General features: G+C 70.7%; 16 protein-coding genes. 2 read left to right on the top strand and 14 right to left on the bottom strand.

Annotated elements, in window-relative coordinates; genetic code table 11:
- Positions 1-161 precede the first annotated feature (161 nt).
- From B1L07_12765 to B1L07_12715, 11 genes are all read right to left on the bottom strand, one after another.
- Complete coding sequence (locus tag B1L07_12765; GenBank protein ID AUZ55804.1) at positions 162-1,502, bottom strand: hypothetical protein; 1,341 nt, start codon at positions 1,500-1,502, stop codon at positions 162-164.
- Positions 1,499-2,647: a hypothetical protein gene (locus B1L07_12760; GenBank protein AUZ55803.1), complete on the bottom strand. Its 1,149-nt coding sequence runs from the start codon at positions 2,645-2,647 to the stop codon at positions 1,499-1,501. Before B1L07_12760 ends, B1L07_12765 begins: the two co-directional genes overlap by 4 nt.
- Positions 2,596-5,745 (bottom strand): hypothetical protein, encoded by a 3,150-nt coding sequence (locus B1L07_12755; GenBank protein AUZ55802.1) that lies wholly within the window; start codon positions 5,743-5,745, stop codon positions 2,596-2,598. The genes B1L07_12760 and B1L07_12755 overlap by 52 nt, the downstream gene beginning before the upstream one ends.
- Positions 5,746-5,858: 113 nt before the next feature.
- Positions 5,859-6,611: a hypothetical protein gene (locus B1L07_12750; GenBank protein ID AUZ55801.1), complete on the bottom strand. Its 753-nt coding sequence runs from the start codon at positions 6,609-6,611 to the stop codon at positions 5,859-5,861.
- A gap of 10 nt (positions 6,612-6,621) precedes the next feature.
- The gene (locus B1L07_12745; GenBank protein AUZ55800.1) at positions 6,622-7,878 is read right to left on the bottom strand and encodes a secretion system protein; all 1,257 of its coding nucleotides are present in this window, start codon (positions 7,876-7,878) and stop codon (positions 6,622-6,624) included.
- Positions 7,875-9,500 (bottom strand): secretion system protein, encoded by a 1,626-nt coding sequence (locus B1L07_12740; protein AUZ56596.1) that lies wholly within the window; start codon positions 9,498-9,500, stop codon positions 7,875-7,877. Before B1L07_12740 ends, B1L07_12745 begins: the two co-directional genes overlap by 4 nt.
- Before the next feature lie 66 nt (positions 9,501-9,566).
- Positions 9,567-11,009: a hypothetical protein gene (locus B1L07_12735; GenBank protein AUZ55799.1), complete on the bottom strand. Its 1,443-nt coding sequence runs from the start codon at positions 11,007-11,009 to the stop codon at positions 9,567-9,569.
- A complete protein-coding gene (locus tag B1L07_12730; GenBank protein ID AUZ55798.1) occupies positions 11,006-11,905 on the bottom strand; it encodes a hypothetical protein in 900 nt (299 codons plus the stop codon). Before B1L07_12730 ends, B1L07_12735 begins: the two co-directional genes overlap by 4 nt.
- Entirely contained in the window at positions 11,902-13,590 is a 1,689-nt protein-coding gene (locus B1L07_12725; protein AUZ56595.1) for a pilus (MSHA type) biogenesis protein MshL, read from the bottom strand. The genes B1L07_12730 and B1L07_12725 overlap by 4 nt, the downstream gene beginning before the upstream one ends.
- Positions 13,591-13,710: 120 nt before the next feature.
- Entirely contained in the window at positions 13,711-14,499 is a 789-nt protein-coding gene (locus B1L07_12720) for a hypothetical protein (protein AUZ55797.1), read from the bottom strand.
- Between the two features lies 1 nt (position 14,500).
- Positions 14,501-15,103 (bottom strand): hypothetical protein, encoded by a 603-nt coding sequence (locus B1L07_12715; GenBank protein AUZ55796.1) that lies wholly within the window; start codon positions 15,101-15,103, stop codon positions 14,501-14,503.
- A 20-nt stretch (positions 15,104-15,123) separates the two neighbouring features.
- Between B1L07_12715 and B1L07_12710 the strand changes: the two genes are divergently transcribed.
- Positions 15,124-15,654, top strand: coding sequence for a hypothetical protein (locus B1L07_12710; protein ID AUZ55795.1), 531 nt, complete (start codon positions 15,124-15,126; stop codon positions 15,652-15,654).
- Here B1L07_12710 and B1L07_12705 read toward each other — a convergent pair.
- The 3 genes from B1L07_12705 to B1L07_12695 are packed head-to-tail and all read right to left on the bottom strand — an operon-like array spanning position 15,614 to position 18,379.
- Positions 15,614-17,014: a hypothetical protein gene (locus B1L07_12705; GenBank protein AUZ55794.1), complete on the bottom strand. Its 1,401-nt coding sequence runs from the start codon at positions 17,012-17,014 to the stop codon at positions 15,614-15,616. The genes B1L07_12710 and B1L07_12705 overlap by 41 nt on opposite strands.
- Positions 17,011-17,550 (bottom strand): hypothetical protein, encoded by a 540-nt coding sequence (locus B1L07_12700; protein ID AUZ55793.1) that lies wholly within the window; start codon positions 17,548-17,550, stop codon positions 17,011-17,013. Before B1L07_12700 ends, B1L07_12705 begins: the two co-directional genes overlap by 4 nt.
- 4 nt (positions 17,551-17,554) lie before the next feature.
- On the bottom strand, positions 17,555-18,379 hold the full coding sequence (locus B1L07_12695) for a prepilin-type N-terminal cleavage/methylation domain-containing protein (protein AUZ55792.1): 825 nt from the start codon (positions 18,377-18,379) through the stop codon (positions 17,555-17,557).
- Positions 18,380-18,651: 272 nt separating this feature from the next.
- On the opposite strand from B1L07_12695, the gene B1L07_12690 reads away from it, so the two are divergent.
- Complete coding sequence (locus tag B1L07_12690; protein ID AUZ55791.1) at positions 18,652-20,355, top strand: gamma-glutamyltransferase; 1,704 nt, start codon at positions 18,652-18,654, stop codon at positions 20,353-20,355.
- Positions 20,356-20,507 lie beyond the last annotated feature (152 nt).

The following is a 20,507-nucleotide window of genomic DNA, read 5'->3' as shown; positions in this document are numbered from 1 at the left end:
GCGGCATTTTTTCGTTCCGTGGCCTTCTTGTTCGATGACAGGGCGGCATGCGGGCGCGTCCGCCAGGGCACGCGCGCGGACCCGCATGCCGGGGCGGCGGGCAGGTGGACAGGCGGACGGGGCGGGATGGGCCGCCCGTCCGCTGCCTTGGCGCGTCCGGCTCAGGGCCCGGTGTACTGCAGGTTCTTCGCCGCGGTGCGCACGGTGTCGTCGGGGAAGCCGCCGAGCATGTCGGCGCGGCGCGCATTGCTGACGATCTCGATTTCCAGGCGCCGTGCCTCGTCGGGGAAGCGGGCGGCAAACTGGTCGCGGTATTGCCGCGACGTGGCGGCGTAGGTGCCTGCCGCGGCCAGCGCCGCGCCGGCGGCGATGGTGCTGCCGACGGCGGTGCCGATGCTGCCGCCGGCGACCGCCACGCGCCAGTTCCAGCCGCCATAGGTCTCGAACATCTCGGCGATGGTGTCCAGGGTCTCGGAGGTGGTGTTGATCAGGTCGGCGGTGGCGTCGATGAGTGCCACCGAGGCGTTCAGGGCTTCGGCCACGCCCAGCTCGACCATGATGTCCAGCTGCACCTCGTGGTTGGCCATGGCCGGTGTGGTCAGGCGCGCGGCCATGGCCACGTTGGCGTGCGCGTACAGCGCCGGGGCGTAGTGCTCGCCGCAGCGCAGGCGGCTCCACAGCTGGTCGATGCCCACCGCCAGCACCTTGTCCTGGTAGTTGTCGGGGCCGCCGCCGGGGCGGCGCGGCGACTGGAACACCGGTGAGGTGGCGTCGTGCGCGGGCGCGAGCGGATCGACCACCGCCAGCGCGTAGGCGACGTTGCCGGCGACCTGCGCCGGCTCCAGCTCGCGCCGGGTGTGCACGTGCTCCGCGCTGGCCGGCAGCATCGCCGCGTTGCGCAGGGCATTGCAGAAATCCATGCTGTTCAGGCTGTTCAGTCCGCTGTGCGACAGGTTGGCGCAATCGACCACGCTGCAGTTGTCCCAGGGCTGGATCTTGCTGAAGGGCACGAACCGCGGCGCGTTGATGGTCACCTGCAGCGGCACCGCCTGGTCCGCCACCTGCGCCAGGTCGGCCGGCAACGCGGTATCCACGTCGGCCACGCGCTGGGCGGCGGTGCTCCAGCCGGCCAACGGCGCGCTGTCGCCGGTGCGGCGCAGGACGCCGTAGCGGATGTTGCCGGCGCGGCTGTCGGGCAGGCTCAGCGTGCGCCAGGGGAGGGTGCCGACCTCGCCCTGGGCGCAGTCCTCGCGGCCGTCGCTGAGCGGGCTGGCCGGGCAGGGCAGGCGCGCGTGGATGGTGGCATAGCCCAGCACCGCGTCGTCGGCGCGCTGCAGCAGGTCGCGCTGCGCGACCTGGCTGCGCTCGTGCGCGGTGTCGCTCAGCCAGCGCGTGAGCAGGATGCCGATGATGCCGAGGATGACCAGGGCCACGGTCAGTTCGATCAGCGAGAAGCCGCGCTGGCGCGCGCGGGCGGGGGAGGAGGTGGCAGTGGGCGTCATGGGTTCAGTCCTGCGCGATCCAGGGTGAGGGCGGTGTCGCGGGCGTCCTGGTAGAGCGTGTCGATCCGGTCCATGAAGTTCCTGACCTGGTCGCGCCGGGTCCTGGCGTCCTCGACCGCATCCTGGGCGTCCTTCAGGGCGATGGCCGCGCTGGCCAGGCTCTTGGCCGCCAAGCCCATGGACACCACCGACTTGGCCAGCAGCTTGGCGCCGGCGGCGATGGTCAGCCCGTCCGGCGGCCAGCCCGAGGCCAGCAGGGTGAGGGCGATGGCCTCGTTGGTGATCGACTCGGCCATGGCATAGACCGCCAGCGCCAGGCTGACGGCGGCCTGGTCGCGGGTGGTTTCGGCGATGTGGATGTCGAACTTGCGGAACTCGAAGTTGAAGCGGGTCAGTTCCAGCGAGCTCCAGGCCGATTGCGCGGCCTGCGCGCTGCCCTGGGCACGGGCCAGGCGATCGGTGCAGGACAGGCGGCTGGCGAGTTCGCCAGGGCCGGCGGCGACCGTGGCCAGGTCGCTGTCGGTGGGGGTGCCGGGCATGGCCTGCGCCGCCGGCTTCCACTGCGCATCGGCATCGGCGCGGCCGTGCCCGGCCAGTCCGGAATGGCCCAGGTAATAGGCCACCGGCATGCCCAGCCCGGCCATTGGTATGTCGCTGCGCTGTTCCAGCAGCAGCTGCATGCACAGGTCCAGGCCGTTGCTGTTGCCGGTGACCGCCAGCGGATCGGTGGGCGGCAGCAGCGGATCGAACGCGTTGCCCGGCGCCACCGCCAGCCGCGGTTGCACCTGGTAGTGGATGCGCATGCGGGCGGGCAGCCCCAGCTCGGCCACCGGCAGCCAGCCCACGGCGGCACCGGTGGCGCGGCCGTTGCCGTCGCCGTCGGCCGAGGGCAGGTGGCCGGTGCTGCGCATGTAGCCCAGCAGTGCCTGTTCGGCCTGCGCCAGTTCCTGCCGCTGGCGCTCGGCGTCGAGCACCCTGTTGCCGAGCGGCAACAGGCTGACCAGCAGGACCGTCAGCAGCGCGGCGATGGCCAGCGCCACGGCCAGTTCAACCAGGGTGAAGCCGGCGCGGGCCAGGCGGTGCGGGGCGCGGCTCATGGCTGCACCAGCGGCTGCGGGCCGGCCGAGCCGCGCGAGTCGGCCCATTCCAGCGCCGGTTCGGCGCCGAACGCCATCGGGATCTCGTCGCCGCCGCTGACGCTGCCGCTGCGCATGTCCTCGTACTCCTGCTTCAGCTTCTCGTATTGGGCGTAGAGGTCTTCGTAGTGCTTCTTGGCGTTGCTGGCGCCGAGCTTGGCGCGCTTCCAGTCCTCGAACGCGCGGCTGTAGGGGTAGCGCTGGCAGTACAGGCCCACCTTGTAGGTGTCGCCCCAGGTGATGCCGCCGGGCCACCACCACTGGCTGCCGTTCCACTGGCGGCTGTTGAAGTACGCGCAGGCGTTCTCCGGGAGCAGTTCGTACAGCTGCAGCGTCCCGAACAGCGGCGTGTTCGCCGGACTGGTGATCAGCAGCGGCGGGCGGCCGCCGCCGTAGGGTTCGGGCGCGTAGAACGGCAGCCGCCGGTTGGCGGTGCAGGTGCTGTCCACTTCCACCCAGTTGTCCTTCCAGTAGCCGGCGGTTGGTGGGGTAGTGTTGGGATCGCCGGGCACCCAGATGGGTTGGTTCTCCGACTTCTTGCAGGAATACGTATACGTCTCCACGATCGGCGACTGCTTCCAGGCATAGCTGACCGGGTTGTCGTCCTTGTCGCGGGTGATCTCGATGGCCCACTGGAACCAGTTGTAGCCGGCGCCGGTGGGGTACGTCAGCCACGGTGCTTCCTTGCGGTTGATGCGCCCGTTGTAGGCGTTGCGGGCGTTGTCCATGCCCTGCTGCAGCCCGGCCTGTTCGGCCTTGAGCTCGTTGATCCGGTCCTGCATGTTGGGCTTGCAGACCGCGTCCGGCGTGGGGTCGCGCGGATAGGGCGGCGGCGACAGGGTCTCGACCCAGCCGTAGTTCTTTTCGGCATCACTGCCGTTGCGGTCGGTGCACGCCGCGTCGCGGTAACGGCCGGTGCCGGGGCTGACCGCCTTGCACTCGCGCACCGGCTCGGGCTTCTGGCAGGTCTCGATGTACAGGACCGTGAGGTTGGCGTTGTCGCACTTCTGCCGGGTCATGGCGGTCTGCGGGCTGGCGCCGCAATGCTGGCTGTCGTCGCGCTGCGCCTTCATCTTCGACAGGATCGAATCGCCGCCGCTGAACCAGCTGTTGAAGTTGTCCTCGCGCAGCGTGATTTCCCGGTCCAGCTCCTCCTTGCGCATGCGCAGGCTGGACCAGTCCTGGGCCAGGGTGCGCAGGGCGATGGCGTCGGCCACCGCCTGGTCCTGGTTGTAGACGTAGTCGGTGATCTCCACCCGGTCGCGGTCGCCCTTGGGGCGGGTGACGGTGATGGTCTGGGTGGCGTCGTTCGGGTCCGGTTCGGTGATGTTCTCGGTGCCGACATGGGTGCACGTGCCGCCATTGAGCACGTACTGCCCGGCGTTGGCCCCGACATAACGGCACTCCACCCGGACCTGGGCCTTGCCGTAGCGGCAGTCCTTCCAGTTGCCGTCGCAGATCCGCTGGCGCGTGGCCTCCACGTCGATGCGCTCGACGATGCGGCCGTTCTCGCTCAGGTCGCCATTGCCGGCCACGGCGACGCCCCACGGCGCCAGCCGCCAGGTTTCCAGGGCATCGACCTGCACCTGCAGGGTCTGCCAGTTCGTTTTGGCCTCTTCGGTCTCCTGCTCCAGCCCCTTGCGCGGCGCGCCGGCCTCGTACTCCGGCTCGTACAGCGGGTTGCCGCTGCTGTCGTACATCGGCTTGCCGTCGGCATCGAGCCGCGGGATCGGGTTGCCGTTGGCGTCGCGCCGGTAAACGATGCGGTACTTGTCCTTGGGGTCGTCGCCCTCGCTCCAGTCCGGGTTGAGCTCGGTCTTGACCACGCCCTCGTCGTCGCCGCAGTTGCGCGCCCACAGCGTGCATTCCAGTTGCCGGCGGGCTTCTTCGGGGTTGCTGACCGGCGGAATGGCCGATTTGCGCGCCAGGTCGCGCGCCTTGATCGTGGCCGCCAGTGCCGCGCTGACCAGCGGCAGCGAGGCGGCCTTGGCCGCCAGGGTCACGCCCTTGGTACCCAGGCCGACCACCGCGGTGACCACCGCCGAGGTCTTGATCGGCACTTCGGCGCAGGTGGTGCCCAGCGACGCGATGCAGGTGACGATGGCGCGCACCAGGGATACCGAGGAGGTCACCAGCGTGGTGATGTTGTCGGACAGGCTGATGGCGGTGGCCACCAGCTTGAAGATCACCGAGATCTGCGCCTGGACCGCGCCCTGCACGGCCGATTCGGTCGCGTCGATGTTGCTGGCCTGCAGCTCGCCCAGCGTATCGTGCAGGGTCACCGCGGCGGCCAGCACGTCCATGCCGGCCAGCGACACGTTGTAGGGCGTGGCGGTGGCGGCCGCCGCGCCGGGCAGGCCCAGCGGCGTGGCGTAGGCGCGCGCCAGCGGTGCCGGCGTGGCGCCGCCGAGCAGCCGGCAGCCGAGCATCTGCCCGGCGCCGTCGAAGGTGCGCACGCGCACGCGGTCGTCGTAGCCGCCACTCCATTCCTGCCAGGGGGCGGCCATCTGCGCGCCACCGGCGGCGTTGGCGTCATCCAGGCGCGATGCCCCGGACTGCGGGCCGGCGGCGGCGATGCCGTAGGCCACATTCCAGGGCAGGCCGGCGCTGCCGGCGCGCAGCGGATCGTGCGGCTGCACCTGCGCCAGCTCCAGCGTGCGGCACAGGTCCAGTCCGTTGACGGCGACGAAGCCGCGACGGCCGGTCTTTTCGCCGTCCTCGTCACGGATGATGATCTCGCGCACGCTGCCGTCGGTGAGGGGCGGCTGGTAGGTATTGCCCGGCGCGGTGAGGTCCAGGTGGGTGGCGGCGTCGCCGCGATAGACCATGTAGGCCACCGGACCGAAACGCATGCCGTCGCCGGAGGCGCCGAGCAGGGTGCGCGCGGGCAGCCAGCCCTTGGCGTTGCCCGAGGCGCAGTTCTCCTCGCCGTTGGCGATGTCGGCCGGGCACGGCAGGCGCGCGTGCGCGGCGGCGAAGGCGGCGATCGCCTCGTCCGCCCAGCGCAGCGCCTGCTCCTGGGCCACGGCCTGCGCCGGCGCGCGCTTGGATTGCCACAGCACCGCGCCGGCGGCCAGCGCGCTGCCGACCAGCAGCAGGATCAGCATCACCTGGAGCAGGCCGAAGCCGGATTGCGCGGGGTCGCGGCCGCGGGTGGAAGACGTGTGGGCTGGTTCATGACGGGTGTCCTGAATGGCCGTTGGGGAAAGCGGAAACGGGGTCACTGGTTCATCCGCAGGTAGCCGGTCATCACCTTGACCAGGCCGTCCTCGCGGCCGTTGCGGGTCTGGGTGTCGTCCTCGGTCCATGGCCGCGGCTGCGATGCGCTGCTGCTGCCGACGGCGACATTGCACAGGCTGCTGCCGCCGCTGTACTTGGGAATCGGCGCCTGCTCGCGCAGGCGGCCGAAACAGGCGTCGATGCGGCCGTCGATGCGCGCGTCGAGCTGGTTGGCCAGCTCCGGGGTCAGGCCCTTGAGCACCATGATGTTGCGCACCCGCGGCTGGTAGCCGCCGGTGGGTGTGGGTTCGGCCCAGTCGACGACGGTGTCGAAGCACACCTGCAGCTGCTGCGGGTTGCCCTGGCTGTCGCGGTAGACGTAGAACGACTCCATGCCCTCGGCGCGCCCCTGCGGCAGCGCGACGCCGCGTTCGAGCATGGCCTTGCGCAGGGCGAAGTTGCCCGGGTCGTCGCACAGCTCGCGGCCGTTGCGGTCGAGCTGGCCGTTGATGCGGCCGCTGGGGTTGGCCGGGGTATCGCCGGGGACCACGCCGCTCTGTTGCACGTAGCGGTCGTAGGCCACGATCCAGCCCTGCACGAACTCGCTGCCGATGCGTTCGGCCTCGGCGCTGCGGTAGACGTCGCGGCCGACGCTGACCGCGCCGATGATTAGCGCGATGATCACCAGCACCACCGACATCTCCATCAGGGTGAAGCCGGCGGCCGACGGAAGGGGGCGGGAAGCACGCTGCATGACGGGATCCTCAGAACTGCGGGGAAGCGATGGCCTGCTTGACCAGGTCGTAGACGGGCAGCAGCAGGGCGACGATCAGGAACACGAACATGCCGCCGGCCAGCAGCACCACCACCGGCTTGATGACTTCGGACAGATTGGTGATCAGCCGCTGCAGGCGCAGGCTGTACTCGGCCGACAGGCGCGCGAACTGCGAATCCAGGGTGCCGGTCTCCTCGCCGACGCCGATCATGCGCACCATCATCGAGGGGAAGCCGCCGACCTGGCGCATCGCCGCGGACACCCGGTCGCCGCGCTCCAGTACCTGGCGGATGGCGATGATGCGGTCGCGGTAGTACTCGTCGCGCATCGCCCGTTCCATCACCTGCAGGCTGCTGACCATGTCCACGCCGGCGCGGATCAGCAGCGCCATGTACTCGGTGAAGAACGCCAGCCCCGAGGAGTACATGATGGTCCTGGCGATGGGCAGCTTGTGCAGGGTGTAGTGCGCGGCGCGGCGGAAGCCGCGGCTGTAGCGCCAGGCCACCCACAGCACGAACGCGGACACCACCATGGCCACGGCGATGAAGCCGATGTGGCCGATCAGCCATTCCGAGCCCTTCATCACCGCGATGGTCAGCGGCGGCAGTTTGGCGTTCATCTGCTTGAACAGGTCGGCCAGGTTGGGGATGACGTAGTAGATCCAGAAGCCGCCGGCGGCGAAGATCGCCGAGAACACGAACGCCGGGTAGATCAGCGCCTGGCGGGTGTCGGCGGTCATCTTGGAGATGCGTTCGATGTGGTCGGCCGACTCCATCAGCATCTTGTCCATGGTGCCGGTTTCGTCGCCGATCATCAGCAGGTTGCGCACGGTCTCCGGGAACGCGTCCGGGTAACGCGACACCGCGTCGCTGAGCGAGGCGCCGGCATCCAGTTCGTCCAGCAGCCGGCGCGCCAGCCGGGCGGCGTTGGAGGTGCGGCCACCGCCGACCTCGTTGGCCACCGCACGCAGCGATTCCATGATCGGGATGCCGCTGGAGGTCATCACCGCCAGGTCGCGCAGCATCCCGGCCAGCTCCACCGAGCGGATGCTCGGCTTGACCAGCTGGGTGATGGTGCGCTGCGCTTCGGCCAGCCAACCGGGGAAGCGGTACAGGGTGAGCACGACCGCGTCGAAGTTCTTTTCCAGCCACATCCGCGCCGACGAATCGTGTTCGACCGACAACTGGGTGACGCCGGCGCGCACGCGGCCGCTGGAGAGCAGCAGGCGGTAGTAGTAGACGTTCATGGCGCCGGCCCCACGCCGGCCACGCGCATCACTTCCTCGCTGGTGGTCTGGCCGGCGATGACGCGCGCCCTGGCGACGTCCTCGATGCTGCGGAAGCCGGCGTTCATGGCCAGGCTGCGCAGCGTCTCGCGGCTGACGTCGTCGGCGATGCCGTTGGCCAGCGCTTCGTCCACCACCATGATGTCGTACACCGGCAGGCGGCCATGGAAGCCGCTGCCGCGGCAGCGCTCGCAGCCGGCGCCGCGCTTGCCGCAGCTGCCGGCCGGCAGGTCCAGCCATTCCAGTTCGCGCTCGCTGAAGGGCACTTCGTGGGCGCAGAACGGGCAGTTCTGGCGCACCAGGCGCTGGTTGACCACGGCCAGCAGGTTGTCGGCGATGACCTGCGCCTCCAGCCCCAGCGGGCGCAGCCGCGGGACCACGCCGAACACGGTGGTCACGTGCAGGGTCGAGAGCACCAGGTGGCCGGTGGCCGCCGCTTCCAGCGCCGCCTGCGCGGTCTCGGCGTCGCGCATTTCGCCCAGCAGGATCACGTCCGGGTCGTGGCGCAGGAAATGCCGCAGCGCGGAGCTGAACTCGTAGCCGGCGCGACGGTTGACCTCGGTCTGGCCGGCGCCGGGCACGCGGTATTCGATGGGGTCCTCGACGGTAAGTACGTTGCGCTCGATCAGCGACTGCATCCGCAGCGCGGCATGCAGCGAGGAGCTCTTGCCCGAGCCGGTGGGGCCGGTGATCAGCACCAGCCCGGCCGGGCGCGCGAACAGGCGTTCCAGCACCGCCACGTCCTCGGCGAAGAAGCCCAGTTCCTCCAGCCCGGCCAGGTCGCTGTGCTCGGGCAGCAGGCGCATGACGGTGCGCTCGCCGGCATCGGTGATCAGGGTCGACACGCGCACCGTCACCGCCGAATCCAGCACCGTGGCGCGGAAGCTGCCGTCCTGCGGGCGGCGCTGTTCGGAGATGTCCATTTCCGCGGTCAGCTTGATGTAGCCGAGCAGGCGGTTGAGGGTGAGCGGCATGGCGAACATCGGCCGCAGCACGCCGTCCACGCGGAACAGCACGTGCAGGCTGTCGTCGGAAGGCGCCAGGTGGATGTCCGTTGTGCGCTCGCGCACCGCATAGTGCAGCAGGTAGTCCAGCAGCTTTTCCGGGCTGTAGGCATGGTCGTTGTCGGTCGACAGCCGCTTTATCTCGCGTTCGAGCAGGCTTTCGACCGGGTTCTGCGCGAAGTAGTAGGTGTGGCGGATCAGCCGCGCGACCTTGCCGTATTCGCCCTGCAGGAAGCGACAGCGCAGGCCGCAGCGCTGCAGCACCAGCTGCCCCACGGCCTGGGTGTCGGCATCGCCGAGCAGCACTTCCAGCGCATCGCCGCTGCGCCGCAGCGGCAGGAACTGGCGCAGCTGGCACAGTTCGCGGTTGAACATCGCCAGCACCTGCGGTTCGGCATGCGCCAGCGTGTCCACCTGCACGTACTCGATGCCGTTCATCTCGGCCAGCACGCGCACGATGTCCGATTCGTTGGCCAGGCCGTGGCGGATCAGGACGCGGCCCAGGCGCTGTTTCTCGACCTCGTTCTTCTGCAGTGCGTACTGCAGCTGGGTGGCGTCGATCAGGCCGCGTTCGAGCAGGCGTTCGCCCAGGCGCGTGCCGTCGCGCTGCACGGCGGACGGGATCGCGGGCGGGCGGGGGTGGGATCAACCGTTGCCATGGTGTTGCGTTTCCGGGGAAGTGGACGAAGTGGCGGCGCGGGCCGCCAGCAGGGTGTCGAACAGGAACAGGGTCGCCGGGTCGGGGGCGCCGCTGGAGGGGAGCCCGCTGTATTGCTGGAAGCGCGCGATGGCCGCGCGCATCCGCGGCCCGTAGAGGCCATCGAGGGGGCCGCCATACAGGCCATCGGCCTGCAGCAGCACCTGCACCGCCAGCACGCGCGCGCGCTGGTCCTGCGCGGCCAGGAAATCCTCCGCGCGCAGCCGCGCACGCCATCCCGCCTGCCAGCCGTCGGCCAGCCGCTGCAGGCACAGGCCTTCGCGCGTGGGCAGCCGTGCCAGCCAGGCATCGGTGACCGCCTGCACCTGCACTCCGGCCTGGCCCAGGCGGCGCAGACAGTCGTTCCAGTCCGCGTGGTCGTCGCCGGCGGGCGCGGCGGTGGCCTGCAGCGGCATCGCCGCGGCTGCCGGCGGGGCATCGCCGGCGCGTGAATCGGCGCCGCGCAGCGCCAGCGCCAGCAGTGTCGCGGCCAGCACCCCGGCCAGCGAGGCGGCGGTGGCCAGCGCCGGCCGCGTGCGCCGCAGGCGGCGTGCCAGCGGGCGCGCGCCGGCTTCGGCGGCGGCGGTACGCACCAGCGCCGGGTCGATCACCCGCGCCTGCGCCGGCATCGCGTACAGGCCATACAGGCAGCGGTCCATGATCTGGTGGATGCGGCGCGGGTTGCCGCCGCTGGCGCGGTGCAGCGCCAGCGCGGCATCGGCGCGCAGGCGGATGCCGGGGCTGGGATTGCCGGCGGCATCCAGGCGGAAATGCACGTAGCGCTGCACTTCGTCAGCGGCCAGGACGTCGAGCTGCACGTGCTTGCAGATGCGGCTGGTCAGTTGGCGGATGCAGGGCTGTTCCAGGTTGGCGCGCAGTTCCGGTTGCCCGGCCAGGACGATCTGCAGCAGCTTTTCCTGGCCGGTTTCCAGGTTGGTGAGCAGGCGCAGCAGTTCCAGGCTTTCCAGGGTCAGGTTCTGCGCGTCGTCGATCATCAGCACGCAGGTCACCTGCGCGCGCCATTGCTGGACCAGGAAGCGGTTGAGGGTGTCGATGTCCGCCGCCGGCGTGCCGCGCGCTTCCAGGCCGAAGTCCCGCAGTACCGCGGCCAGCAGGTCCGGGCCCTGCAGGAAGGTGTTGAACACCAGCGAGGTGACCATGCCTTCGCCACCGAGCGCGACCAGCAGCCGGCGCAGGAAGGTGCTCTTGCCGGTGCCGATCTCGCCGGTCAGCAGCACGAAGCCGGCGCGGGTACGCAGGCAGTGCGCGGCCTCGACCCGCTCGGCCTCCAGCCGCGCGGTCTGGAACCACGCCGCGGCATCGGGCGTGGGCGGGAACGGCGCGCGTTCCAGCCCCAGCGTCTGCAGGTGGCGGGCCAGGGCCGGGTTCATGGCGCGCCGCGGTCCAGTTCGGCCAGCGCGCGGGCCACCTGCGGCGAGCGCGGATGGCGGCCGGACAGCCGTGCCAGCCGCGCGCGGGCGGCGTCGGCGTCGCCGCGGCGGGCGTCGAGCAGGGCGATGTTGACCCCGGCGTTCACGTCTTCGGGAACGCGCTCGGCGATCCGGCGGTACAACGCTTCGGCCTGGTCGGTGTCGTTGCCGGCATGCGCGACCCAGGCCTGCATGCGCAGCAGGGTCAGGCTCTCCGGCGAGAGCAGGCCATCCAGCCGCGCCAGTGCCTGGCGGGCGTTGTCCAGGTCGCCGCCGGCCATCGCGCGCTCGACATCGGCCACGGCCTGTTCCACCGCGCGGCCGTCACCGCCGGCATCGGCCGGGGCGGCGCCGCTGCGGCGTTCGACCTCGATGTGGATCGCAGGCGCGGCGCTGTCGTTGGCGGCGGTCGCCGGCAGCGGCGCCGACCGGGCCGGGGCCGGCGTGGCGACGCCCGGCGTGTTGCTTGCGGGCGTGTCGGACGCCGGCTGCGGCGCGGGAACGACCGCCGGCGTGGATTCCGGTGGTTGTACCGCCACGCTCGCGGCGCTGGCCGTCGGCGCCGGGGCGGGCGCGGGGGCCACGGCCGGCGCCGCGGGCACTGTGGCGAGGGTCGTCGCCGTGGTGGGCGGGGCGGCGCCGCTGCCGGCGACCGCCGACGGCGCGGCGGTGCCGCGCGCGCCCAGGCCCAACAGCACCGCGCCGGCCAGCACGAAGCCGCCCAGGCCGGCTGCCGCGAACAGCAGGGGGCCGCGGGTGGACGGCGCCCGCCGTGCCCACCAGGACGCGCGCGGCGCCGGCCGCACCGGCAGCGCCGGCGCGTCGTGTTCCCGCAGCGCGTCGTGGATCAGGCTCATATCACCTTCACCCGCAGCACCAGCACCAGTTCGCGGGTGCTCTGTTGCTTGGCGCGCGACCCGAACAGCTTGCCGAACGCCGGTACGTCGGACAGGCCGGGGATGCCGCTGTCGTTGAGGTTGGCCTTCTGGTCGATCAGCCCGCCGAGCAGCACGGTGTCGCCATCGCGCAGGTTGAGCGTGGTGGTGATGCCCTTGACGTTGACCACCGGCAGGGTGACCGCATTGCCGTTGGGGAACTTCTGCAGCTCCAGGCTGCCGGGCACCACCTCGGTCTGCATCGGGTGCACCAGCAGTTCGACGCCGCCGTTGTCGTGCACGATCGGCGCCACGCCGATCACCACCCCGGAGAACAGCGAATCGGTCTGGATGTCGGTGGACTGGTTGTACGCGGTGCCACCGCCGGTATTGGAGAAGTTGCTGGTGGACTTGGTGACGTAGCGGATGTTGGAGCCCACGCTCAGGTAGGCCGGGCTGCCGTTGCGCACGCGTACGCTGGGGTTGGACAGCACCTTGACGTTGCCGAAGGTGCGCAGCGCGTTGAGTGCGGCCGAGAACGTGTCGGTCAGGTAGCTGATGCCCAGCCCGCGCCCGGCCACCGAGCCCAGCGTCTGGTTGGGGAAGATGATGTTGCGCGCCTGGTCGCCATAGCGGCCATAGCGCTGGTAGGGCAGCAGGTTGGGATTTTCGGGGATGCCGAGGTCGGGGTTGGCGGGGGTGCCGGGCAGCGGCGCGATGGTGGCCGGGCTGTCGCCGTAGATGCCGGCCACGCGGTTGCGCAGCAGGTTCCAGTCCACGCCGTACTGGAAGTTGTCGTTGAGCGAGACGTCCAGGATCTGCGCTTCCACCAGCACCTGGCGGCGCATCTTGGCCGTGGTGTGGCCGACCAGTTCCTCCACCGCGCGGATCTGCGACGGACGGGCGCGCACGTACAGGGTGCCGGAGCTGGGGTCCAGGCTGTAACGGCTCTTCTCCGGCGCCGGCGGCGCGTCCGGGCCACGCGCGGTGGCGGCCTGCTCGTCACTGCCCAGGATCACCTTGAGCGCGGAATCCAGCTGCTTGTAGGGGTCGCTGTCCTTGCCGACGCTGCCGCTCATGGTGAGCGTGCCACGCAGCGACTGGCCGCCGCCGCCGGCGCTCTGGATGCCGGCGCCGAACACGTCGCCGCCGGTGGACAGGTCGAAGGACGTGCTGGCGTTCAGCAGGTCCACGTTGAAGATGCGTTCGCGCACCTGCCCGACCACCAGCGCGCCGCCGCGGATCTCGCCGTGCAGGTCGAACGCGCCCAGGATGTGGTTGTAGACCTCGCGCGCGCTGACGTTGCGCAGGTGCAGGCTGGTGCGCTGGCGCTGTTCCAGCACCTGCGGGTCGACGATCAGGTTCATCTTCAGCTCGTCGGCCAGCGCCCACAGCAGCTGGCCGACGTCGGCGTTGAACATGCTGATGCTGACCACGGTGTTCTCCAGCGGGTCGTAGGCCGGCGCCACCGGCGCGGCGGCCTCGGCCTGCTGCTGCATGCGCTGCTCGACCTGTTCGCGCATGCGGTCCTGCTGGGCGGCCAGCTTCTTCGATTCCTCGACGATGGCCGTGCCGCTGCGCTCCAGCGCCTTGTACTCGGTCGGCGGAAGTTCCTGCACGCTGCGCGGCGGCATGTTGCTGCAGGCGGCCAGGGTCAACGCGCCGATCGCGCTGACGAGCGTTCTGACCGTGGGGCGGTGTGGGACGCGGGCGGTGCGGGCGTTGGGATTCATCGGTTCTGTACCTTGGAAGGATGCGGTGGAAGGCAGAAGGAAGGGCATCGGCGGTCAGCGCGTGGTGGCCATCAGCCAGCCGAGCAGGGCGGTGGCGCTTTCGGCGACGACGAGATCGTCGTAGCGCTCGTCGCCGGGGTAATCGGGCGGGGTGACGCAGGTACCGTTGCCCTGGGCGAAGGCGCGGTTGTTGGCGCCATCGAAGCCGCCGTCGCCGCCGCCGCCGTCGCGCGAGCCGACCGGGGCCACCAGCACGAACGCGGGGTTGACCATGCGCGTGCCGGTGCCACCGCCGCCGCACTGCGTGGGGGTGCCGCCACTGATGTAGTGCGGCTGGCTGGCCTGCGGCGCGGTGGTGGTGGTGGCGACGATGCGCGACAGCGCCGAACCGAAGCCGCCGATGTACTCCAGGTCCGGCTGGTCGGCCGATTCGCGCGCCGGGGCGACCAGGTCGGTGTTGGCGGTGCCGCGGTACACGCCGTAGCGCAGGCGCTCGCCGCGTACCGGCAGCTCCAGGCCGAGGCTGGCATAGGGCAGCCAGCCGACGTTGCCGGTGGTGCTGCAGGCGCCGTTGCTGCCCTCGAAGCCACTGTCGCCGGTGCCCGACAGGTCGGGGCACGGCAGGCGCTTGTTGCGCAGCGCGAACGCATGCAGCGCCTGCCGTGCATTCTCGGCATGGGCGCGGGCGGCATTGTGGCGGCGTGCCTGGCCGAGGTTGTCGAAGGCGGACAGCGCGGTCATGGTCAGCAGCCCGAGCACGCCGATGACCACGGCCAGCTCCACCAGCGAAAAGCCGCTGCGGGTGCCGGGGCCGAGCCGTGCCGGGCGGTGGCGTGGCCGCATGTCACTGCGCCCGGCCCGGTGCCGCGGGCAGGTTGGCCGGTGCCACGTCGTAGCGCAGCTGGCCCTGCAACTGCTGCAGTTCGGCCAGGATGGCGGCGTTGCGCTGGCGCTGTGCCGGGCTGTCCGGCTTCTGCGTGGACTCGGCCAGTTCCACCGCCAGCGCCTGCGCGCGCTTGGCGATCAGCAGGTTGTTGCGCAGTGCGTCCAGGCGTACGTCGGCAGGCGCCTTGCCGGATTTCTCGAGCTGGTCGAGCTGGGCCAGCAGGTCGTCGGCCATGCGCATGTTGTTGCCGGACTTCAGGCGGATGTCGGCCAGCGAGCGGCCGATGTCCGTTGCCGTGGCCGCTACCGGGGGCGACGTCGCGGCCGCCGCGCGCTGCATGGCGCTGCCGCCGGCCGAGGCGTCGGCCTGCAGCCATGGTGGCGTGTCCGCACCCGCGGGCGTGGCCTGCGGTTCGGCGGCGGCTTGGGCCTGCGCCGCGGCCGCCGGCGGGGCGGCGGGCGCGGCCGCATCGCCGGAATGCCGCACCGCCAGGATCGCCAGGGCACCGCCGGCGATCAGGCCGGTGCCCCACAGCAGGGGCTTCCTGTAGCGCGGGTTCATCGCTGTTCCCCGCGGCGTGGGTGTACGGCGAGGGCACCGGCAGCGTGGCCAGTTCGCCGGCCGCGTTGCGGATGCGTACCCAGTCCGGGCCAATGGCATCCACGCGCGCACCGCTGGCCAGGCGCGAGCCGCGCTGTACGCGCTGCCCGTCGACCACCGCGCTGTGCCGGCCATTGGCCACCAGCACCAGCGAGACGCTGTGCGCGGCCTGGGTTTCCGCGCCGCCAGCGAGGGCGGACGACGGGCTGCCTTCGCTGGCGGGCGGGGTGGCCAGCGGCAACGCCAGCAGCGGCTGGCCATCTCCGATGGGTACGCTGCGGCGCAGCCGTTCGACCTGCGCCTGCATCTTCTGGTTGTGGGCGATGGCGCTGCGCAGCTCCACCATGGCGGCGGTTTCGTCGGCGTCGTTGCCCAGTTGCAGCACCGCGGGCTTGACCACGACCATCGTCGCCAGCCAGCCGGTGACCGCCAGCCACACCACGAGCGCGATGGCGGCGATGAACTTGATCTTCATGGACGGACCTCTGCCGCCGCAGCCGGCGGGCGCTTGAGCAGATAGGAGAAGAAGCCGCCGGCCGAACGGGTGTTCATGCCACCGCCCTGCGGATCGACCGGCTGTGGATCGAAGCCGGCCCGGCGCAGGCCCTCGACGAAGGCCGGTACCTGCATGCCCGGGGTACCGCGCCACGGGTCGGCCACGCCGTCCACGCGCAGCGTGTAGTCGCCCGGCAGCGGGGTGGGTGCGGCGGGCATGCCGGGATTACGCGGTGCGACTGGCGGCTCTTCCAGCTTCACCCGCAGGATGCGTACCTGCCCGGCGGCGGCATCCCGCACCTGGGCCAGGCTGGCGCTGGGGTCGGCGCCGTCCTGCAGGCGCGTGGCGCGTTCGATGAAGGCCTGCACGCCGGCGAAGCCTTCGGGCATGGCCTGCTGCGCCTGCATCGCCGCGATCCGCTGCTCGATCGCTTCGATCTCGCTGCCCACTTCGTCGGCGCGTGCGCTGGCCTCGCTGCCGGTCAGCGCCCAGCGGGCGCCCAGGGCGGCAAGGATCAGCGCGAACACCAGCGACGCGGCACTGGCCACCGGCAACAGCGACTCGGCGCTCCACGCCAGGCGGCTGGCCAGCGGATTGATGGCGATCCCGGGCCGGGCCTGGGACTGGATCCAGCCGATGCCGCTGCGGTACTCGTTGCCCTGCTCGTCACGCACCACCCGCAGCGGCACGCTGTCCACCCGCAGGCCGCTGCGCACGGCAAACACCTCGCGCAGCGCATCGTCGCTCCACGGCTGCCCCGCATCCGGGCGCGGCACCAGCACCGGGCACCAGTGCAGGGCCAATGGCTCGAGGCTGTCCTCGCCGCTGCCCAGGTCCTCGGCGAATTGTTCGGCGAGCGCGCCGACGGTCATCGCCATGTCCGACGGATCCTCGCTGTAGGCCAGCGCGGTGCGGTAGATCATGTCGTGCTTGAGCACCGCCAGCACGCTGACCTGGCGGCCGGACTGCAGCACCAGGCCGAGGCCCGGCCGCAGCGACTTGAACAGCAGCGAGGTGAACGGGATCAGCAGGCAATGGTCCGGCTGCGCCTCCGCCCAGGCGTAGGTCTGCTGCCACAGGTCCAGCGGAACCGCGGTGAACAGGGTCTGGTAGCCGGCGCCGATGCTGCGCGTGCGGTGGATCAGGATCTTGCTTTCGCCGTCGATCATGCCGTCCGAACGCAGGCGCCGTTCGATCAGCGCGACCGCGTGCGCGGGGCTGCCTTCGAGCGAGATGACGTTGCTGACCGCATTCTCGAAATCGCTGACCACCACGGCCGCACCGGCCAACCGCGGGCGGCTGTCGCTGCGGGTCACGGTGGCACCGTCGAACAGCAGCCAGTGGCCCTGTTGCTGGATGACGTGGAGCAGGCTCATGGCAGGGGATTCCCGTGGGTGCCGGTGTCGTCGGCGGTCTGGAACAGCAGGCTGCCGCGCAGGGTCACCGACAGCGGCGCGGGCCGGCGGTCGACGCTGCCGGGCGGGTCGAACAGCCCCTCGTCCGGATGGGTGACGGCGATCTCGAAGGATTCGGCGCCGAACAGGTGGTCCGGCGAACGCTGCACGGTGGCCAGCAGCGGCAGCGCTTCCTCGCGGTGCATCTGGCTCTGGCGCAGGTTGATCAGGCGTTCGCCCCAGGCGCCGGGCAGCAGCCCGTTGGCCTGGGCGCTGGCCAGCAGCTGGCGCGCGGAATTGGCGTGCTCCACGCGCAGCCGCGTCTCCTGCTCGCGCACCTTGGCCTCGGACAGCAACTGGTTGCGGTCGCCCAGGCGCTGGTAGGCGTCGGCCAGGGCCGAGCGTTCCTTGATGAACCACACCGCCGCCACCACCAGCGAAGCCAGGGTGGCGGCGAACAGCAACAGCGAGGTGCGGCGCGATTGGCGCAGGCGTGCGAGCAGGGAGGGCCGGCGCATCGGCTTACTGGTTCATCTTGTAGCTGGCGACGACGGTCATGACCTGGTCGTCGTCGGTGCCGGTGCCGAAGGTCTGGCCGTCGGTGACGGCCGCGGACATCGAACCGGTGTTGTTGCCGCCCCATTCGGTGCCGATGGCGTTGGCCGAGGTCGCGCCGCCGGAGGCGGTGGCGGTACGGGCCTGGATGCCGACCTGGCGGAAGGCGCCGTTGCTGGCGTCGGGCTTGCCGTCGATCATCTGGTCCAGCGCGCGCGCCAGGTCCGGGGTCAGCCCGGTGATGATCATCGCGTTGCCCGAGCCCCACAGCGTGCCGGGCCGGTTCCAGCCGAAGCACACGCGGATTTCCTGCGGGTTGCCGTTGGTGTCCAGGTAGGCGTAGCGGTCTTCCTTGCCCTCGCCGCGGCCCGGCGGCAGGGTGATGCCGGCCTTGCGCACCAGGTCGCGCAGGTCGAAGCCGGTGTCGCCCTCGCGGGTGCGGGTCAGGCCGTTGCTGGTCGGCAGCGCATCGGTGCCGGAGCAGATCAGCGCCGGCTCGGTGGCGTTCTGGCTCATGTCGCCGCCGGAGAAGCCGGTGAAGTGGGTGCCGTTGACCATCAGCTGCGGGGCGGACTGGTTGTCGCCGATCGGCGCGCCGTAGCGCTGGTGGTAGCTGTTGTAGGTGACCACCCACTGGTCGACGAACTTCTGCTTGATGCGGGTGTACTCGGCGTTGCGCTGCACGTCGCGGCCGATCATCACCGCACCGATGATCACGCCGATGATGACCAGCACCACGGCCATCTCGACAAGGGTGAAGCCGCCCTGGCGGCGCTGGGAAGACATTTGCATTGGATTGCCCCTTTGATGGAAACCTGCGCTGCCCACCGGTGCAGCGGGCACCGGCAGGCGTGTGTTGTTTCGGGGCAACGTGATAGAGCACGGACGTAAGAGGAACGTAAGAGCATCGCGCCGGCCGCCATGCATGCAGCGGCCGGACGCCACACCCGCGCCGCGCATTGCGGGATACGGGGCGATGGACACGGCAGCGTACGGGGTGGCACATGCGCGGGCGGCGGCGGCCCGGTTATCGTCGGCATCCGTTCTGGTTGCCGGTCCCGCCGATGAAACGCCTGCCGCTGCTGCTGTTGTCCTGCCTCGCCGTTCCCGCCCTGCATGCCGCCGACCGCATCACCGGGCCGGGCTTCGCCACCCGCTCGGAGGTGATCGCGCCGCACGCGATGGCCGCGACCTCGCAGCCGCTGGCCACGCAGATCGCGCTGGACGTGATGAAGTCCGGCGGTTCGGCGGTGGATGCGGCGATCGCCGCCAACGCCGCGCTCGGGCTGATGGAGCCGACCGGCAACGGCATCGGAGGCGACCTGTTCGCCATCGTCTGGGACCCGAAGACGCAGAAGCTGTATGGCTACAACGGCTCGGGCCGCTCGCCGAAGTCGCTCACCCTGGCCGAGTTGCAGCGCCGCGGGCTGAAGGAGATTCCCGCCACCGGGCCGCTGCCGGTGTCGGTGCCCGGCGCGGTCGATGGCTGGTTCGCGCTGCACGCGCGCTTCGGGCGCAAGCCCATGGCCGACAACCTGGCCCCGGCGATCCGCTACGCGCGCGACGGCCACCCGGTGGCCGAGGTGATCGCCTACTACTGGGACCGTTCGGTGCCGCGGCTGTCGCCGTACCCCGGCTTCAAGGAACAGTTCACCGTCGATGGTCGCGCCCCGCGCAAGGGCGAGCTGTGGCGCAACCCGAACCTGGCCGACACCCTGCAGAAAATCGCCGATGGCGGCCGCGACGCGTTCTACAAGGGCGACATCGCGCGCACCATCGACGCCTATTTCAGGGCCAACGGCGGTTTCCTGTCGTATGCGGACCTGGCCAGCCACCAGGGCGAATGGGTCGAACCGGTAAGCAGCAATTACCGTGGCTACGACGTGTGGGAACTGCCGCCCAACAGCCAGGGTATCGCCGCGCTGCAGATCCTCAACATCCTGGAAGGCTACGACTTTACGAAGATCGCGTTCGGCTCGCCCGAGCACGTGCACCTGTTCGTCGAGGCCAAGAAGCTGGCCTTCGCCGACCGTGCGCGTTTCTATGCCGACCCGGCGTTCTCGCCGGCGCCGGTGCAGCGGCTGGTGTCCAAGGACTACGCGGCGCAGCGGCGCGCGCTGATCTCCATGGATACGGCGCTGAAGGAGGCCCAGCCGGGCACGCCCAGGCAACTGGAGGAGGGCGACACCATCTACATGACCGTGGCCGATGCCGACGGCATGATGGTCTCGCTGATCCAGTCCAATTACCGCGGCATGGGCAGCGGCATGGCGCCGCCGGGGCTGGGCTTCATCCTGCAGGACCGGGGTGAGATGTTCGTGCTGCAGGATGGCCATCCCAACGGCTACGCGCCGGGCAAGCGCCCGTTCCAGACCATCATCCCGGCGTTCATCACCAGGGACGGCAAGCCGTTCGCCAGTTTCGGGGTGATGGGCGGGGCGATGCAGCCGCAGGGCCACGCGCAGATCGTGATGAACCTGGTGGACTTCGGCATGAACCTGCAGGAAGCCGGCGACGCGCCGCGCATCCAGCACGAGGGCTCGACCGAACCGACCGGGCAGGGCACGGCGATGCGCGACGGCGGCGAGGTCAACCTGGAAACCGGCTTCCCCTACGAGACCATCCGCGCGTTGATGCGCAAGGGCCATCGCGTGGTGTTCGCCGACGGCCCCTACGGTGGCTACCAGGCGATCATGCGCGATCCCGCCACCGGCGTGTACTACGGTGCGTCGGAGAGCCGCAAGGACGGCCAGGCCGCGGGCTACTGATGAGGCCAGGAGTGAGTGAAGAGGAGTGAGGAGTGAGAAAAGGCCTGGATGCCGTCATTACCAGGCATGCGTGCGTTGGAAGGCGCTTCCCGCCTGCGCGCCAATGACGGAATGATGCGGAGATGGCAGGCAACCGCGGAGCCGCTGTTGCC

Source organism: Stenotrophomonas acidaminiphila (genome assembly GCA_002951995.1).
GTDB lineage: Bacteria > Pseudomonadota > Gammaproteobacteria > Xanthomonadales > Xanthomonadaceae > Stenotrophomonas > Stenotrophomonas acidaminiphila_A.
This window is presented reverse-complemented; position numbering and strand designations above follow the sequence as displayed.

Coding starts and splice junctions, on each gene's coding strand:
- B1L07_12765 (AUZ55804.1), bottom strand. CDS start 1,502: ATGACGCCCACTGCCACCTCCTCCCCCGCCCGCGCGCGCCAGCGCGGC.
- B1L07_12760 (AUZ55803.1), bottom strand. CDS start 2,647: ATGGGCCGACTCGCGCGGCTCGGCCGGCCCGCAGCCGCTGGTGCAGCC.
- B1L07_12755 (AUZ55802.1), bottom strand. CDS start 5,745: ATGCTGATCCTGCTGCTGGTCGGCAGCGCGCTGGCCGCCGGCGCGGTG.
- B1L07_12750 (AUZ55801.1), bottom strand. CDS start 6,611: ATGCAGCGTGCTTCCCGCCCCCTTCCGTCGGCCGCCGGCTTCACCCTG.
- B1L07_12745 (AUZ55800.1), bottom strand. CDS start 7,878: ATGAACGTCTACTACTACCGCCTGCTGCTCTCCAGCGGCCGCGTGCGC.
- B1L07_12735 (AUZ55799.1), bottom strand. CDS start 11,009: ATGAACCCGGCCCTGGCCCGCCACCTGCAGACGCTGGGGCTGGAACGC.
- B1L07_12730 (AUZ55798.1), bottom strand. CDS start 11,905: ATGAGCCTGATCCACGACGCGCTGCGGGAACACGACGCGCCGGCGCTG.
- B1L07_12720 (AUZ55797.1), bottom strand. CDS start 14,499: ATGCGGCCACGCCACCGCCCGGCACGGCTCGGCCCCGGCACCCGCAGC.
- B1L07_12715 (AUZ55796.1), bottom strand. CDS start 15,103: ATGAACCCGCGCTACAGGAAGCCCCTGCTGTGGGGCACCGGCCTGATC.
- B1L07_12705 (AUZ55794.1), bottom strand. CDS start 17,014: ATGAGCCTGCTCCACGTCATCCAGCAACAGGGCCACTGGCTGCTGTTC.
- B1L07_12700 (AUZ55793.1), bottom strand. CDS start 17,550: ATGCGCCGGCCCTCCCTGCTCGCACGCCTGCGCCAATCGCGCCGCACC.
- B1L07_12695 (AUZ55792.1), bottom strand. CDS start 18,379: ATGCAAATGTCTTCCCAGCGCCGCCAGGGCGGCTTCACCCTTGTCGAG.
- B1L07_12690 (AUZ55791.1), top strand. CDS start 18,652: ATGAAACGCCTGCCGCTGCTGCTGTTGTCCTGCCTCGCCGTTCCCGCC.